This window comes from Chitinophaga sp. CF118, assembly GCF_900112615.1.
In the GTDB taxonomy this organism is placed as follows: Bacteria; Bacteroidota; Bacteroidia; order Chitinophagales; family Chitinophagaceae; genus Chitinophaga.
In genome coordinates, this window is sequence record NZ_FOMK01000011.1 from 153937 (window position 1) to 169613 (window position 15677).

At 41.2% G+C, this 15677-nt stretch carries 15 protein-coding genes; 8 read left to right on the plus strand and 7 right to left on the minus strand.

The features are described 5' to 3' along the window. Position 1 precedes the first annotated feature (1 nt). The 7 genes from BM176_RS28205 to BM176_RS28235 all read left to right on the plus strand — a co-directional run bounded on the left by BM176_RS28205 (position 2) and on the right by BM176_RS28235 (position 5256). Positions 2-742, plus strand: a complete 741-nt coding sequence (locus BM176_RS28205) for a head GIN domain-containing protein (protein WP_090107749.1) — start codon at positions 2-4, stop codon at positions 740-742. Between the two features lie 155 nt (positions 743-897). Beyond that, positions 898-1389, plus strand: coding sequence for a YajQ family cyclic di-GMP-binding protein (locus BM176_RS28210; protein ID WP_090107750.1), 492 nt, complete (start codon positions 898-900; stop codon positions 1387-1389). A 140-nt stretch (positions 1390-1529) separates the two neighbouring features. Continuing rightward, positions 1530-1781: a type B 50S ribosomal protein L31 gene (locus tag BM176_RS28215; RefSeq protein ID WP_089778244.1), complete on the plus strand. Its 252-nt coding sequence runs from the start codon at positions 1530-1532 to the stop codon at positions 1779-1781. Positions 1782-1851: 70 nt separating this feature from the next. After that, positions 1852-3105, plus strand: coding sequence for a putative sugar nucleotidyl transferase (locus BM176_RS28220; RefSeq protein ID WP_090107751.1), 1254 nt, complete (start codon positions 1852-1854; stop codon positions 3103-3105). 25 nt (positions 3106-3130) lie between these two features. Further along, positions 3131-3892 (plus strand): triose-phosphate isomerase, encoded by a 762-nt coding sequence (tpiA, locus tag BM176_RS28225; protein ID WP_090107752.1) that lies wholly within the window; start codon positions 3131-3133, stop codon positions 3890-3892. 368 nt (positions 3893-4260) lie between these two features. Then, positions 4261-4866 carry a 2'-5' RNA ligase family protein gene (locus BM176_RS28230; protein WP_090107753.1) on the plus strand — a complete coding sequence of 202 codons (606 nt, stop codon included), beginning with the start codon at positions 4261-4263 and terminating at the stop codon, positions 4864-4866. Between the two features lie 114 nt (positions 4867-4980). Then, positions 4981-5256 (plus strand): acylphosphatase, encoded by a 276-nt coding sequence (locus BM176_RS28235; RefSeq protein WP_090107800.1) that lies wholly within the window; start codon positions 4981-4983, stop codon positions 5254-5256. A 222-nt stretch (positions 5257-5478) separates the two neighbouring features. On the opposite strand, the gene BM176_RS28240 is transcribed toward BM176_RS28235, so the two are convergent. The 6 genes from BM176_RS28240 to BM176_RS28265 all read right to left on the minus strand — a co-directional run bounded on the left by BM176_RS28240 (position 5479) and on the right by BM176_RS28265 (position 13338). Continuing rightward, positions 5479-6588 carry a C1 family peptidase gene (locus BM176_RS28240; protein ID WP_090107754.1) on the minus strand — a complete coding sequence of 370 codons (1110 nt, stop codon included), beginning with the start codon at positions 6586-6588 and terminating at the stop codon, positions 5479-5481. 104 nt (positions 6589-6692) lie between these two features. Beyond that, positions 6693-8672 carry a M56 family metallopeptidase gene (locus BM176_RS28245; RefSeq protein WP_090107755.1) on the minus strand — a complete coding sequence of 660 codons (1980 nt, stop codon included), beginning with the start codon at positions 8670-8672 and terminating at the stop codon, positions 6693-6695. A 35-nt stretch (positions 8673-8707) separates the two neighbouring features. Then, complete coding sequence (locus tag BM176_RS28250; protein ID WP_090107756.1) at positions 8708-9100, minus strand: BlaI/MecI/CopY family transcriptional regulator; 393 nt, start codon at positions 9098-9100, stop codon at positions 8708-8710. A 257-nt stretch (positions 9101-9357) separates the two neighbouring features. Beyond that, entirely contained in the window at positions 9358-9987 is a 630-nt protein-coding gene (locus tag BM176_RS28255; RefSeq protein WP_143097945.1) for a hypothetical protein, read from the minus strand. A 79-nt stretch (positions 9988-10066) separates the two neighbouring features. After that, complete coding sequence (locus tag BM176_RS28260; protein WP_090107758.1) at positions 10067-10939, minus strand: DUF4249 domain-containing protein; 873 nt, start codon at positions 10937-10939, stop codon at positions 10067-10069. 20 nt (positions 10940-10959) lie between these two features. Beyond that, complete coding sequence (locus BM176_RS28265) at positions 10960-13338, minus strand: TonB-dependent receptor (protein ID WP_090107759.1); 2379 nt, start codon at positions 13336-13338, stop codon at positions 10960-10962. 449 nt (positions 13339-13787) lie between these two features. Between BM176_RS28265 and BM176_RS28275 the strand changes: the two genes are divergently transcribed. Beyond that, on the plus strand, positions 13788-14792 hold the full coding sequence (locus BM176_RS28275; RefSeq protein ID WP_090107761.1) for a helix-turn-helix transcriptional regulator: 1005 nt from the start codon (positions 13788-13790) through the stop codon (positions 14790-14792). 149 nt (positions 14793-14941) lie between these two features. Here BM176_RS28275 and BM176_RS28280 read toward each other — a convergent pair whose 3' ends face one another. Next, complete coding sequence (locus tag BM176_RS28280; protein WP_090107762.1) at positions 14942-15571, minus strand: NAD(P)-dependent oxidoreductase; 630 nt, start codon at positions 15569-15571, stop codon at positions 14942-14944. Between the last annotated feature and the right edge of the window lie 106 nt (positions 15572-15677).

Genomic DNA, 15677 nt, shown 5'->3' on the forward strand with positions numbered 1-15677 from the left:
TATGAAAATGCAACATTTGGGCCGGTACTTCTATGTGCCGTTAGCGATCGCTTTGCTTGTACTTTCCGCTTTTACAATTGACATCCGTAACGAAAAAGTAAAGGGTAGCGGAAACATCAAACAGGAAGTTCGCACACAGAACCCTTTTAAAAGTATCAGTACTTCCGGCAATTACAATGTATACATCCAGCAGGGAAGTAAGCGTGATATCCAGATAGAGGCAGATGATAACCTGCTTCCTTATATTGTCACTACAGTAAATGGTAGTGAATTACAGATCAATACCAAAAAAGGGTATGAGATCAAACCTACTAAAACGGTGAATATCTATGTAACTGTTGAAGAACTGGAAGAGCTGAACTCGAGCGGAAGTGGTGGCTTTTACAGCAAAAGCAGCCTGAAGGGGAATAAGGTGGTATTTTCTTTCAGTGGTAGTACAATAGCAGACATGGATCTTAATTCGAATGTATTGGATGTAAGGATTTCCGGGTCCAGTAAGGTAAACCTGAAGGGGAATGTACCACAAACCAAGTATGGTATTTCTGGTTCTGGTGATATAGATGCATTTGGTCTGCATTCAGATAATGTGAAGGTAGAGGTTTCGGGCAGTGGAAAGTTGGATCTGTTTGCAGAAAAGAAGCTTGACATCAGCGTTTCCGGAATGGGAAATGTACGTTATAAAGGTAATGCATCCCTCAGTCAGTCGTCTTCCGGCATGTCTAAGGTATCAAAACAAGATTAAAGAATCAGTTGTTGGTCGCCGCTTGCAAGGCGACTATGTTACCGGTTGAAAAGGTAACATACCCCGGGTAATCGTCCCGGGGTTTTTGTTTCGGTGCTATTCAGTTATATTTGTCGTTCCAAAAGCGAATAACTGTAATAAAATTATTTTCAATTATGCCGTCCTTTGATATTGTTAGCAAAGTAGATATGCAAACGCTTGATAATGCTATAAATACCGTAAAGAAAGAGATCACTACACGATTCGATTTCAAGGGTTCCCCTGTTGAGATGGAATTGAATAAGAAGGATCTGACTTTGAATGTAGAGGTAGAGAGCGATATGAAGCTGACCCAGGTAATAGATGTTTTGATCAGCCGGACCATGCGCCATGGGCTGGATGCTACTATTTATGATCTGAGCAAGGAACCTTACCAGAGTGGGAAGGTGTATAAAAAAGAGATTCCTGTACGGAACGGGATTAAACAGGAAGATGCCAAGAAGATAGTGAAGTTGATTAAGGATTCCGGAACAAAGGTGCAAGCCGCCATTATGGATGATATTGTTCGGGTAACCAGTAAGAAAATAGATGATTTACAGGAAGTTATACAGAAAATAAAGGAGGCCAGCCTGGGAATTCCTTTACAGTATGTAAATATGAAGAGTTAAAAATAATTCGGTTACAGAGGTGTTAGATTTAAAAAATATTATTACCTTTGCACCCTGTATTATAATAATATTGGTATGAAACCAGGCATGGGCAATCGTGAGGGGTAGCATACGGTAACAAAAAGTAAATTTTTATTCAGATGAAACAGGGAATCCATCCAGAAAATTACAGATTTGTAATATTCAAAGATATGTCTAACGGTACTGCTTTTTTAAGTCGTTCTACTGCCAGTTCAAAAGAAATGTTGAAATGGGAAGATGGTAACGAGTACCCGGTGATCAAGCTGGAAATCTCCAATACTTCTCATCCGTTTTATACCGGAAAGAACATTTTATTGGATACAGCAGGTCGTATCGACAAGTTCAACAAACGTTACGCAAAGAAAGCCTAATCAGGCCCGTTTTAAATAATTAATAAAATCCCATCGGCTTTTTCGATGGGATTTTTTATTTTTAGCCTTTATGGAGCGGAATTACATTCTTTTCGACACACCCGCACGCGATTTGTTATTCCCCTTTACCCATACAAGACCGGTTGCGGCTTGCCGCGTGGGTATTCTTACTATCCGCGAGAAATGGGATCGCTGTTTGAATACGGGTACCAGCTACTTGACGGTTCCATATTTGCAGGAAAAGTATCCGCTGCAACAGATAGATGAGAAAACTGTGAATGTGTTGATCAATGGACATATTCTTCCCTCTGAAGCTTTAATACATGCTATTCATTCCCTGGAAACAGGGCAGGAGTTATATCAGGACAACCAGATACTGGCCAGAGTTGTAACAGGAGATGAGCTGGGCTGTATACAGTTGGCTTTTAAGACGAATAAACTGGGAATTTCCTCTAATAAAGTTCTTTTTACAGGTCTTCCTAAAGAGGAAGGTCTTGATTTAATTGAAACAAGAGTTTCTTTTAAAGGTCAGGTACAAGGGATCTATCTGCCCTGGGATATTACATTATTAAATGATCAGGCCTTACGGAATGATTTTGTACTGCTGACGAAAAACAGGACCTCTGCCCCCATACCGGATAATAACCAGGTAAGCGGGCGGGAGCACGTTTTCCTGGAGCCGGGAGCAGTTGTCAGCCATAGTATTCTGAATGCCACAACTGGTCCGATTTATATTGGCCGTAATGCAGAGATTATGGAAGGGTGCCTGATCCGCGGTGCATTTGCCATGGGAGAAGGAGCTACGTTGAAGATGGGTACTAAAATCTATGGTGCCACTACACTGGGGCCGGGTTGTGTGGGCGGCGGAGAGCTTAAGAATGTGGTGATGTTCGGTTATTCCAATAAGGGACATGACGGTTACCTGGGAGATGCTGTGCTGGGAGAATGGTGTAACCTGGGAGGTAATACCACCTGTTCTAATCTGAAGAATAATGGAAGTGTTGTGAATGTATGGCTGGAAGCGCGAAAGGAAGCCTGGCCGGCAGGTCGTAAATGTGGTTTGCTGATGGGAGATTACAGTCGTTGCGGGATAGGCACCATGTTCAATACTGGTACGGTGGCAGGTGTTTCCTGTAATATTTTTGGAGGAGATTTTCCTCCTAAATTTATCCCTTCTTTTTCCTGGGGAGGTTTGAAACAGGAGCCTTACCGGATCGGAGAAGCATTGAGAGATGCGGCTACCTGGATGCAGTTTAAAGGGCAGAAGCTGGGAGAAATTGAAGAGCGGCTGTTAAAAGCTGTATATGAATTAGTCAATAATTAATTATTCAATTAATATAGTGATACACATGAGAAAAAAAATTGTAGCTGGCAACTGGAAAATGAACCTGACATTAGCTCAGGGCGAACAGCTGATCAATGACATTTTGCAAACCGGCCTGAAGTTGAAAGAGGGTCAGGAAGTAGTAGTTGCTACTCCTTTTCCTTATCTGCTGAAAGCGAAAGCATTGTTGAAGAATAATCCGGGTTTTTACCTGGCTTCGCAAAACGTTGCATCTGAAAAATCCGGCGCTTATACGGGCGAAGTATCTGCAGAAATGCTGAAATCTGTTGGTGTGGATTACGTGATCATTGGTCACTCTGAAAGAAGAGAATATTTCCAGGAAAGTAATGCTGCATTGGCTAAGAAAATTGACCAGACACTGGCTAATGGTCTGAAGCCTATTTTCTGTTGTGGAGAGCCACTGGAAATCAGGAAGGCTGAAACACAGAACGATTACGTAGCTAAACAGCTGGAAGAGAGTTTGTATCACCTGACTGTAGAGCAATTGAAAGATGTGGTGATCGCTTATGAGCCTATCTGGGCTATTGGTACTGGTCTTACCGCCAGCGCAGCACAGGCACAGGATATGCACGCTTTCATCCGTTCTCAGATCGCTGCTAAATATGGCAGGGAAGCTGCATTGCATATGAGCATTCTTTATGGTGGTAGTGCAAAGCCTTCCAATGCAGAAGAATTGTTCTCCTGCCCGGATGTGGATGGCGGCCTGATAGGTGGTGCATCCCTGGTAGCTGCAGACTTTACTGCTATTATCCAGAAACTGGCTTAATCATACTGAACATAATAACGGGGCACTGTTCGCAATGGCGGGCAGTGCCCCGTTTGCGTTAATCTACCAGTTACCTGTATCACGAATTCACGTTCAAGATAGCGGGCAGTGCTCCGTTTACGTTAATCCCGTTGTTTGAATACAGAGGTGTTCCGAAGTCCGGCTGCCCTGTTAAAAAGGGAATTAGATCGTTAAGAATGCCGGCATGAGTCTCATCCCGGGAGAGGGGCCTCTCTTCAGTTAGCTTGGGATCATAAAAAAGTTAGCAATAAATACTAAGAAAATTAGTAAATGTGAAGATTAGTTGTATATTTGTGATGTCAATATTCAAATAACCAATACACTTTAAGTCCTAAACTTATTTGGTTATGCAAGCAAATAACAACATAGCATCCGAACAGGAAACATTGTACGATTACCTACTGATAGTAACACCAGGTACTCAGATTAACAATGATGTAAAAGCCATGAAAAAGCTGATAGCCCAGGAGCTGGGCATGAATGGCAACAGGGTTTCTGAGGCACATATCAACCTGTTCCGTTCAGAGTTTCCTGTAAAATATCAGGATGATTTTATCTACCTGTTAGACAATATTGCAAAGAAGCAATCAGGATTTACCCTGTATACTTCCCGTTTTGATCATTTTGAGCATGGGAATGACAAGCATACTATCTATGTAAATGTTGCTAATCCTAAACCGATGGCCGAGTTACATAAAAAGATCCTGCAGGAATTTGACATAAAACCGACTACATACAAACCTCATATAACATTAGCGAGAGCTATCAGTACTACTGAATTCGGGAAGGTATACGACCATTTTAATAACCAGATATTCGTCCGTAGTTTTCAGTGCAGGAGTTTTACATTGTTACGTAAACCGGCTACTGGCGGCAGTTATGAACCTGTAAAGGAATTCATATTTGGCAATGAAGTACATAAAGAGAAAACACTTTTCAATTATGCAGCATAATATGCCCGGTTTATTTCATCCTTTGTTTGCTTTTCCCTCAATTGTTCATTAAATCCCGGATAATAGTTAACCTGTTTATGTAGCTTTGATGCTGTCACTGCTGAAGGCATGCATATGCAAAAACTACATTCAACAATTACAGTTAAAGGAAGGGTACAAGGTGTTTTTTTCAGAGCCAGTACTAAACATACCGCCGATCATTTAGGGATCCGGGGAGAGGTGAAGAATCTGCCCGATGGTAGTGTATGGATAGCGGCAGAAGGAGAGACGCTCGCGATGGAATTATTTATAGCGTGGTGCTGGCAAGGCCCGCCTTTAGCAAAAGTGACGGACGTTACAGTTACAGCAGGTCCATTACAACATTACGAAGGATTTAAAGTAATGCATTAATTATCCTATGGACAGGTGGCTCCTGAGGGGGCCTGCTTTAATAAAGTAACTCCGTAAGAATTACCTGCTTGGGCAATACTTACGGAGCCTGTTTTTAAGCTATTTTACCAATCAATTGATTTACAATTTTCGGGAATAGATTTTCAAAAAAAGAAGGTGCATTATCCGTTTACCTCTGTTGTTTGTGTAGAAAAATATTTAAATAAATGGCTCCAAAATATTTTAATCCGCTGCGAGTTTACTGCTTACAGCCTTATCCAATGCAGCTTTAGGCACAATAATAGTTACTGTATTAATCGCAAAATATGGAATTGATACATTCATATATCCGCTGAAAGGTCCCGATTTCTCACCCCATGAGTTCTTGACAATGAAAAAGTCCTTACCCTCTTTGCTTTTGCCAATACCGGTAATATGCATCAGGTGATCATCTTCGGTAATTAATTCTTCATACAACTGCTGACGTCGGTTTTGTGTAAATGGTTTTTCTTCTGTATCAGGACTAAAAGAACTGCTTCTTCCGATAGTATCAATAGTGGGAAACAGGGCATATCCTTTACCTGTCATCCATCCTTTGTTACTGACATCAGCATCCCACAATACGGTATAACCTTTTGCCAGCGCTGTTTTGACAATAGAGATCATCTCATTGAGGGGAATGTTTAGATAAGCACCATTTGAAAAATTATCCGGTACTTCTACAATGAAAGATTTATAGAATGGATGATCGGAAAAAGAGGTAAGATTTACAAAATCATCCGGATTAAATTTTACTACTTCTTTCGCAAAGGTGAGTGGCGTATAAGTACGGCCATTATAGATAAACGTTGCCGGGGGAGCACCCAGGTACTGATCAAGTATAGCTGTCAGATGTGCCTGCCAGTTGTCAGGAATGGGTCTGTTAACCTTCAGTACGCTATCCAGGTAACTTTTCATAGCAGCTACCAGCGCGCCATGGTCATGCTGTGTTTGCCCTCCTTTAAGTCCGCTATATACACTTTCCGGCATAATGCCATAAGTCGCTGCTGCATGGATTACATCATGCCCGAGCCCGCCTTCATCAAAACGGGCAAATCCCTGACGGTGGATATAATTCTTCGCCTTTTCGATGTAAATGTTGCGTACGGTGAACATTTCGGATAAGTCCAGTGCGGGTAGTCCTTTACGCAAGCATTCTGATTCTATCAGAGAGGTAGTGGAAAAACACCAGCAGGTACCCGTCATAGACTGGTTCTTGACAGGTGTAGCTGGGTTATTCTTTATAACAGTTATATCCTGGGCCTGTGCTCCTATTGTAAAGAAGATTATCAGGATACCTATATAAGCTTTCATATAAAGTTTGAGGTTTAGGAACTAAAGATAAGGGGGAACCATCAAAAAAAAACGCTACTGCTGTATGAACGGCAGTAGCGTGGTATAATTGTTCAACAAAGGAGTTAGTCCTCGGATATATTGATCGTTAAGTTGTCCTCTTTACCAATAATGGAAAGTCCTTTAACATTCTTCAGCAGTTTGCTGTATTTCTTTTCTACAGCTGAAGATTGCACTACTCCATTCACTGTTAATACACCATTCTTTTTACTGATGGTATATCCGGCTTTAGGATCTATCAGCTTGTCTGCTGTCATCTGTTCTATTAATAATTTAAAGTCTTTATCAGAAGAGGTATTTGTTGTTTTATTTTTATTGTTGTTGCTAGTGCTAGTGCTAGTAGTCGTGCTCGTGATGCTATTACTGTTGCTATTGACTGTTACCCTGCTTTGCGATTGCGCATTTACTATTTCTTTCTGTGCTTTAGCGATTTCTTGCTTTACATTTGCCATCGCCTGTTTGTATTCCTCACTATTCATCACCTCCTTTGCATTGGCTATGTTCTTTTTTATTTCTTCGACGTTGAAATTAGCCATAGCAGCTTTGGCGCTTTCCATCCCGATGCGTACACTTTCTTCTATAACTTTTGGATCTACCGCTGTCTTTGCTTCCTGCATGCCTGCTTTGATATCTTCATTGATCTTTTTCCAGTCAATGTTTTTCATAGCAGTTTGCACATCTTTGTTAATCTTGTCCCAGTCTACATTTTTCATCGCGCTGGTTACATCTGCATTCATCTGTTTCCAGTCTATCTTTTCCATTGCTAGTTTTGCGGCTTCCATACCTGCCTTAGCAGCATCCATTTGAGCATTGGCAGCATCCATTTCATGATTTGCTTCCATTTGCTTCTCTTCTACCGCTTTCTTCTCTGCATCTTGTTTTTCCGCATTTTGTTTTTCTGTGGGAACGGTATCGCTGATGTAGCGTGCAAAATGGATAGGGCGAGCCACTATTCCAGGAGCGATTGGAGCTGTTACAGTAATTTTCGCAGGAGGAACTGTGCCTTCAGCTTTTGCACCTGAAGGATTGAGCCAGGCGATGGATATCAGGCCAACTGCGATGATCAGTACTGCTAATAATTTTTGAGTATAGTTAATGTTTTTAGTTTTCATTTCCATGATGCGTTTAATGCGGTGAAATAAGTGTTGTTTATTATCAGCTGCCGCCATCGCCAGTGCATTGACTGTTAACCGGTATTCCTCCAATGCTACCAGGGCTTTGGCATAATTCAGTGGTTGCACTTTACCTGCTATTACCAGGTCGTCGCAACAATGTTCCCTTTCAATGCGGATACTTTTTGAGATCAGCCATATGAAAGGATTAAAAAACAGGATGGTTTCAACAATGGATTGGAAGATATTCAGTAGATAATCATTGCGTTTGATGTGTGCCAGCTCATGAAGCAGAATAGCTTCCAGCTGTTCGGCTGTTAAGTTGTTAAACATGATTACAGGGAGTATGATCAGTGGCTTCAGGAAGCCGATCATAACAGGTACCTGTATATGTTCTGAAATAAGCAGTTTTACCTTTTTCGACAGCTGTAGCTGCAGCATCAGTTTGTCGAGATGTTTTTCCCAAACGGGATCTATGGGTAATACCTGTTTTCTTCTGATCTGCCGCAGGTGCAGGAGATCCATAACTAGTTTGATGGTCATACTTGCTACGCCAGCCACATAAACGACAGTCAGCAGTGGGAATAAGACTTCCAGACCGGGAAAGGCACCTGTCAATTCCTGTTGACTGTGATAAATAGCAGGCAGTTCAAGGGCTGTTTGCCTGACGCCGGTATCTATCATTTGTTGGGCAGCCTGGTGAATCTGTTGAATCGTTTGCAGTTGTTGCCAGAGGGTAATGATGAACCAGCTGAAAATGCCTGTCAGCGAAATAAAGGACAGGTTGTATTTTATACTGGCGCTGGCTTGTGGCCATATCATCAGTACCAGCCGTAAACAGGCATATACAAGTAATGCCTGCCAGAAAGAGTGGAGCAGGGCCCATCCAAAAGCCTGGATCAGATCTGCAGTGAAAGGAATTTGCGCAGTCATGATGGTTTTGTTTTTATGTGCCGCAACGCAGCAGGTTACTTTTTCTGTTGATTTTCTATCTCATTAAGGTATTGCTTGATCTTTTCCAGTTCTTCCTTTGAAGAATGGTGATTGCCTAATGCCTGGAGCACCAGTTGTGAAGCAGAACCATTGAACACAGTATCTATCATTTTATTCAGTAACTGTTGTTGTGTACTCTCCTGGGAAATAGCGGCTTCATATATGTGTGTTTTACTGCTGGTATCTCTTTTAAGCAAATTCTTCTCATGCATGATTTGCATCAGCTTGAGTGTAGTGGTATATCCTGCATCCTTTGTCTTTTCCAGGATTTCATGTACTTCCCTTACTGTGCTGGCACCTTTATCCCACAATATTCCCAATATTTCCAGTTCACTTTCTGTAGGTTTCGTCTGTTTAACGGTGCTCATAATTACAATGATTATTGATGTACGAATATCTTCGTATCAAATGTACGATACTTTTCGTAATTGCCAAATTTATGTTTGAAATAATAAAAAACAGGCATGCCACCCTTCTGTTCTGAAATCGTTCAGTAGAAGAGGTAGCTATACCTGGCGCAAGTAATATACTATTGATGAAATGAGGGCTGTGCTATTAAGAACGATAAGCGACAGACTGTTTCGTTGTTTTTAGCAGATCCTGCTTTTAGTAATGATGAGTGCCATTAGAAAATCCCGGCCTTTAAGCCTGCATGTATAGTGGGATTACTGAGTTTACTGTCTGTGATACCTGGAGTACTGGATCCCCGGATCAGTCTGTAAGAAGCGCCTATGTCAAACCGGAGATTTTTTATAATGTTCAGTTCAAGATTGGCAAAGGGTTCTACTACAAAAAAACCGCTTCCATCATGGTGAGTCGAATTATGATTATCACCGTCATCGAATCTGTATTTCTCTCTTCTGGATACACCGCCACCACCTATGAGCGTACCGGCAGTCCAGTGAATCAGTTTATTTGTATTATGAACGTACTCTGCTACAAAACCGGTATACCATAAGCTTAGATACTCTTTATTTCCATTGATATTTACAGTTGGCATTTGTATGTTGTTAACAAGTGACCAGCTACCTGCTCCAAGCATTATTTTGTTGTTTAGCAGTACGCCGCCATAGCCACCTACCAGTACTCCAAAATTACCATCAATGGATGTAAATTTAGTCGCAGGCGCGCCATAGGCACCTACTTTTGTTTTCCCTTGTCCTTTTCTGGAAAATAATGTTTCAGTTTGGGCATGCTGAGCCCTTGCCTGCTGTACTGTAATCAGTACCAGCAATGCCAGTAATACTTTTTTCATGAAATATTTTTTGTTGTTTGATGTGGTAGGAAGCTGACTAAAAAGCATTGCTTTTTAGTCAGCTGTATAATATAAAATCTTATTCAATTACTTTCTCGCTGCTGCTTACGGCTGAAGTTCCAAACCATCCAAGCAGTTTTTGTGTACCGCCTCCGGCTGTGACATTTACTGCATTGCATTTCACATTTTCCAATACTTTGGCAAACAGGCCACCGTTATTCAATTGTTCTTTTACCTGTGTAAGGAAGAAGTGGCTCTGATTGGTCAATGAGCGGATTTTAACGATCACTTTATCTCCCTTCTGGTATGGATGTTCTTCGTCTGTTATGCTTTCCTGTATGGGAAGTACAAAGGAGGCGCCATCCTGTACACTCTGATCAAAGTAACCATCTACCGAGAAGTCGTCTCCTACACGATGCCAGATATTATTGCGGTAGGAACGGATCCAGTAATAGTCTACCGCACCGGCAACATCCTTTGCATGGAACTTGGCATAATATCCGTCTTCCTCCACCGCATTCTCAGCTTTAGTTTTGTATTTGTAGGTGATAGAATCTATGGGAGTGTTTCTTTTAATAGTATCCACTGCTTCAAATGTTTCACCTTTATACACCACTCGTAACCGGTAAGCATGGCCGGTAACACCTACGGATATATGATCCCCTGCATTAAAAGTATATGCAGTGTCGGTAAAATTGAAAGCATATGTTATATCTGCTGTTTCATCTATCAGTGAAATGATTGCGTCCTTAATAACAGGAGCAGGTGTTTGATCTGTATATGATTGTACAGACTGCGTAAACCTGATAACCTGTAAACCTGGTTCATTTGTGATCCATGCATCCAGCACAGGGTAGGAGGTACCCTTCGCTATGTCAAGGTCTATTTTATCTTCACAGGCACTGAAGCCTGCTACCATCGCTAATAATATTCCGAGTCGTAACTTTTTCATATCTGTTTTTTGAAGGATGGTTAAAATTTAAAATTGTAAGTAATCCCTGGTATGATAGAGCCTATGATAGACAGACGTACTGCTTCTTTCTTGGACTGATCATCTTTATTCTGCTGGAAGTATATTGCATAAGCATTCCTTCGTGCATATACGTTATAAAGTGAAAATACCCATTCTCCTTTCCAGCGACGAAGTTGTTTGCCTTTGAGTGTATAAGATATGTCCAGTCTGTGGAAGGCAGGAAGCCTGTAGGTATTGCGTTTTCCAGTACTGTTATATGGAATATCCCAGTCCTGGAATTCCAGCCGGCTGTCGGCAAAGGTGCCAGGTGTACCGGAAGCGTATACCCAGTTGGCAGAAAACGTAGACCTTTTAGTAAAGTCGTGTGTGAATACAATATTCAGGTTATGAGTTCTGTCATAACGGTTCAGGAACCATTCATTTTTACTGATACCATTTGTTTGCCTTTCAGAGCGTGACAGGGTATAACTAATCCAGCCAGTAGAGGCACCTATTTCTTTTTTAGCCATCAGTTCCAGTCCGTAGGAGCGGCTATGTGAAGGCAGCAGGTCTGCTTCTATCAGCTGGTTAAGTTGCAGATTAGCATTGTCTATATAATCCAGCTGATGTTCCATGTTTTTATAAAACACTTCTGCCGATATTTCATATACATTGGATGGCGCATCATATACATAACCCAGGGTGTATTGATCTGCTACCTGTGGCTGTACATTGTTGGTACTTGGTGTCCATATATCCAGCGGGGTAGGAGATGCTGTGTTCGATAGCTGATGCATGTACTGGGTAGTACGGCTATAGGATGCTTTTAGCGCGTGATTGTCTGACAATGCATATCGTGCTGTGATCCTTGGCTCCAGGTAGTTGTACGCTTTGATCAATTCATTGGCACCATATTGTTTTGTACCAATAAGTGTTTTACGTATACCCGGTGTAGTATCATTATAGTAGTAAACAGTGCCTTTACCCAGGTATTGATAAGCAGAGAATCTTACTCCGTATTGTACACCAAACCTGCTGCTTGGTTTCCATTCGTGATCGATATAAGCAGCTGCTTCCAGTCCGTGTTGCTGCGTTAATTCCTTTACACTACTTGTTTCACCTTCTTCGCCGGTACCAGTACCAGGTTTGAAAGTATAGTAGAGTCCTTGTACACCAAAGTGTACACTGTTATGTGCATTGATGTAATATGTGAGAGCAGGTTTAACGCCGTAGTTGATGATATTGGATGTCCATTTGTATCTCTGATTATCTTCCCCTGCTTCTTTCTGACTTTCGTTGTTGAAGTCCAGACTGTAATCATAATTGCTATAGAAGGTAGTTACGTTCAGGAACAGACGGTTGGAGAATACATGATTCCAGCGTACAGTAGCTGTTTTATTTCCCCAGTTCATATTCACCTGTGTACCGAATCCGAATACATCACGTCCGAGGTATCCACTGGCAAACAGGGTATTATTCTTGTTCAATTTAAAGTTGACCTTCGCTGTTACGTCGTAGAAATTCAGCTTGGTATCTTTCATGTCACCTTTCAGGAAAGGTTTCATCAGGATGTCGATATAAGAACGGCGTGCCGCGATAATGAAAGATGATTGGTCCTTCTGAAGCGGACCTTCGATTGATAGCCTGCTGAAGATATTGCCAATACCGCCATTTACGGTCATATTCTGGTTGTTTCCATCTTTCATGCGTATATCAAGTACTGAAGAAGTTCGGCCGCCGTATTCGGCAGGGAAACCGCCTTTAATGAGGTTGATGCTTTTAACAGCATCAGGGTTGAATACAGAAAAGAAGCCCAGCATGTGGGTAGAGTTGTATACAGGAGCATCGTCCAGTAAGATCAGGTTCTCATCGGCAGCACCACCGCGTACATTGAACCCGCTGGCACCTTCTCCCACTGTATTTACACCGGGTAAGGTCTGGATGGAACGCAGAACGTCTACTTCACCCATGAAGGTGGGCATCTTTTTCAATTGTGCAATATCCAGCCTGTTGATACTGGTATTCAACGTATTCACTGCTTTTTCCTGTTTTGTGCCTTTTACAGTAATGGTACTTAACTGACTACTTGACTTTTCCAGTTTAATATCCAGTGTTTTATTGCCTTTGAGGGATACATTCATCTTAATAGATGTATAACCCACGTAAGAGAATTGTACTTCATGCTCACCTGCAGGCAGGGTCAGAGAGTAAAATCCAAATTCATTTGTTACGGTACCCAGGCCGGTACCTGCTTTTGAAACAGAAATTCCAATGAGGCTTTCTCCATTTTGCTGGTCCTTAACATAACCACTGATTGTGTACCGTTGCTGTGCCGTTGCATAATGTACCTGCAATAGAAGCAGGACAGGAAACAGCAGCATTGTTAACCTTGTTTTCATATAAGGGTCTTAATGTTTTTATATAGCAGCTAGCTGGTGATAGATAGCAATAGCTGTTTACGCATATATGACGTAAGCGGAGATAATTACCCCTATAAGGGAGAGAGAGATTTTTTAAGATATGCAGATTATTCTAATACAGTACATTGAAAACCCATATGTTGTATAAACTCTATGATAATTGTTTCTTCTATCCTCTGATGTTGGGGAACGATGCGCAACACCTTATCGCAATCCTCTAAATCAATACTACAGGCAATGACTTTGAAAGAGGTTAAAATGGCCTCAATTACAGTATTCTTATCTTGAATAGTACTAATATTCGTACAGAATATTCCAATCATAAAAGAAATATTAAATATTTAGGAATATTTTTGTGCAAATTTGAAGTACTTCGTCCGGTAAACTGTTACACGAAAAGGATTAAAATTTATATTTAACGGATTATTATGGGCTTTCAGATCACGAGTGACTCACATGAGTTATTATTTCAGGAAACTTTCCAATTCGATGTAGAGAAAATGTCTACTCCTTTGCTGATAGAAGAAACACAGCAATTGAAGCGTGATTTCGGGGAAGCTACTTTCAGAGAAATGTATTTTGACGGGTGTCATATTGCAGTAGGAGATGCGCAGGTATATCAAAACCTGCATATATTCTCTTCAGATAATATGGATGCTGTATCCCTGTTATTTATGGTACATGGGCAGGTTGATACAAATATAGAAGGTATGTTCGGAATTGCGGGCAAACGTCGTTTCTCTACATTGGAGCATAACCTGATCTATAATCCTTTTGATGCTGAAAATGCAGATGTGATCAAACAGGAAGACCTGGAGATGGTGATGTTGAGTTTCTCCAAAGAACGTTTCCTGGAACTGGCTGTTAATAATGGCCGGGTACTGGATGGCTTGGCAGATAAAGTGGCGGGAGGGAAAGCCATCTATCTGAATAAGAAAAATAATCAGCCAATTACTTCCCGGATGCTTATGATCCTGGATGAAATAAAAAAATGCGAGTTTAATGGTGGACTCAAGAAATTATATCTTCAATCGAAAATACTGGAACTGCTGGCTCTTCAATGTGAGCAGTACGAGCGTGTTACAGAGCTTCGTTCTTCAGCAGGTAATACTATTTCTTCGACAGATAAAGAAAAGATCTATTACGCCCGTGATATTTTACTGGCACAATTGCAGGAACCACCTTCTCTACAGGAATTGTCAAGGCTGGCAGGATTGAATGAATTCAAATTAAAATCAGGATTTAAACAGGTATTTGATAATACTGTTTTCGGTTATCTGAATGATCACCGTATGGAGCACGCAAGACAACTGGTACTGGAAGGAAGCCGCTCACTGACAGATATTGCAGATACATTCGGATATTCTTCTATCCAGCATTTCAGCAATTCTTTCAGGAAAAAATATGGAGTGAGTCCCGGAAAAATGAGATAGGATTTATGTTTTAATACATTTCTTTCCATGGCTTTTGCTTTATTCAGGTGGTGATGGCGGACTATATCCATTTAAGAGATGTAGCTGTTTTCCAAATAAGAAGAGGTTGTACCATCCTTTGATACAACCCCTGAAATATAAAGGATGAATTAGTAAGCTAAAGTGAATCTTTCCCTGATGTGTGCTGGTTTTTCCAGTTCATCAATCATAGCTACCGCATAATCTGCTGTGGATATTTTACTATCACCTTTTTCATCTGCTACTACCTGGTCTTTACCTAAACGGAATTTACCCGTACGCTCACCTGGTTCTATCATGATTGCAGGACTTAACACTGTCCAATCCAGGTCATTTTGCTGTTTGATTACATAGAAGGCATCACGGGTAGCAGAGGCTCCATCTTTCCATGCTGCCGGAAATTCTGGTGTATCCAGCACCTGTACACCGGGTTCTATTTCCAGACTCCCTGCACCACTTACTGCCAGTAACCGTTTGATACCTGCCTGCTTTACCCCATTGATAATTGCATGGATTGCTGTCACATAAGTAGCTGGATCATATGAATTGAAAGCGCTTATTACTGCATCATTTCCTGCAACCAAGGCGGCAACTTCCGGTGCATTCGTCACATCGCCCTTTTTAACCGTCAACTGGGGGTGCTTTGTTGTTATTTTTTCAGGATGTCTTACAATAGCGGTAACGGTATGGCCTCTTTCTAATGCTTCTTTCAAAATAGCTGAACCGATGAAGCCGGAGGCTCCGATGATGGCAACTTTCATGTGTATCTATTTTTAATTTGATAAGATCTGAATGGAACTATCTTATAGCAATAAACATTCCGGGTTGCAATTAGTTCTATGAAAATAAAATGAGGTTCCATCAGAA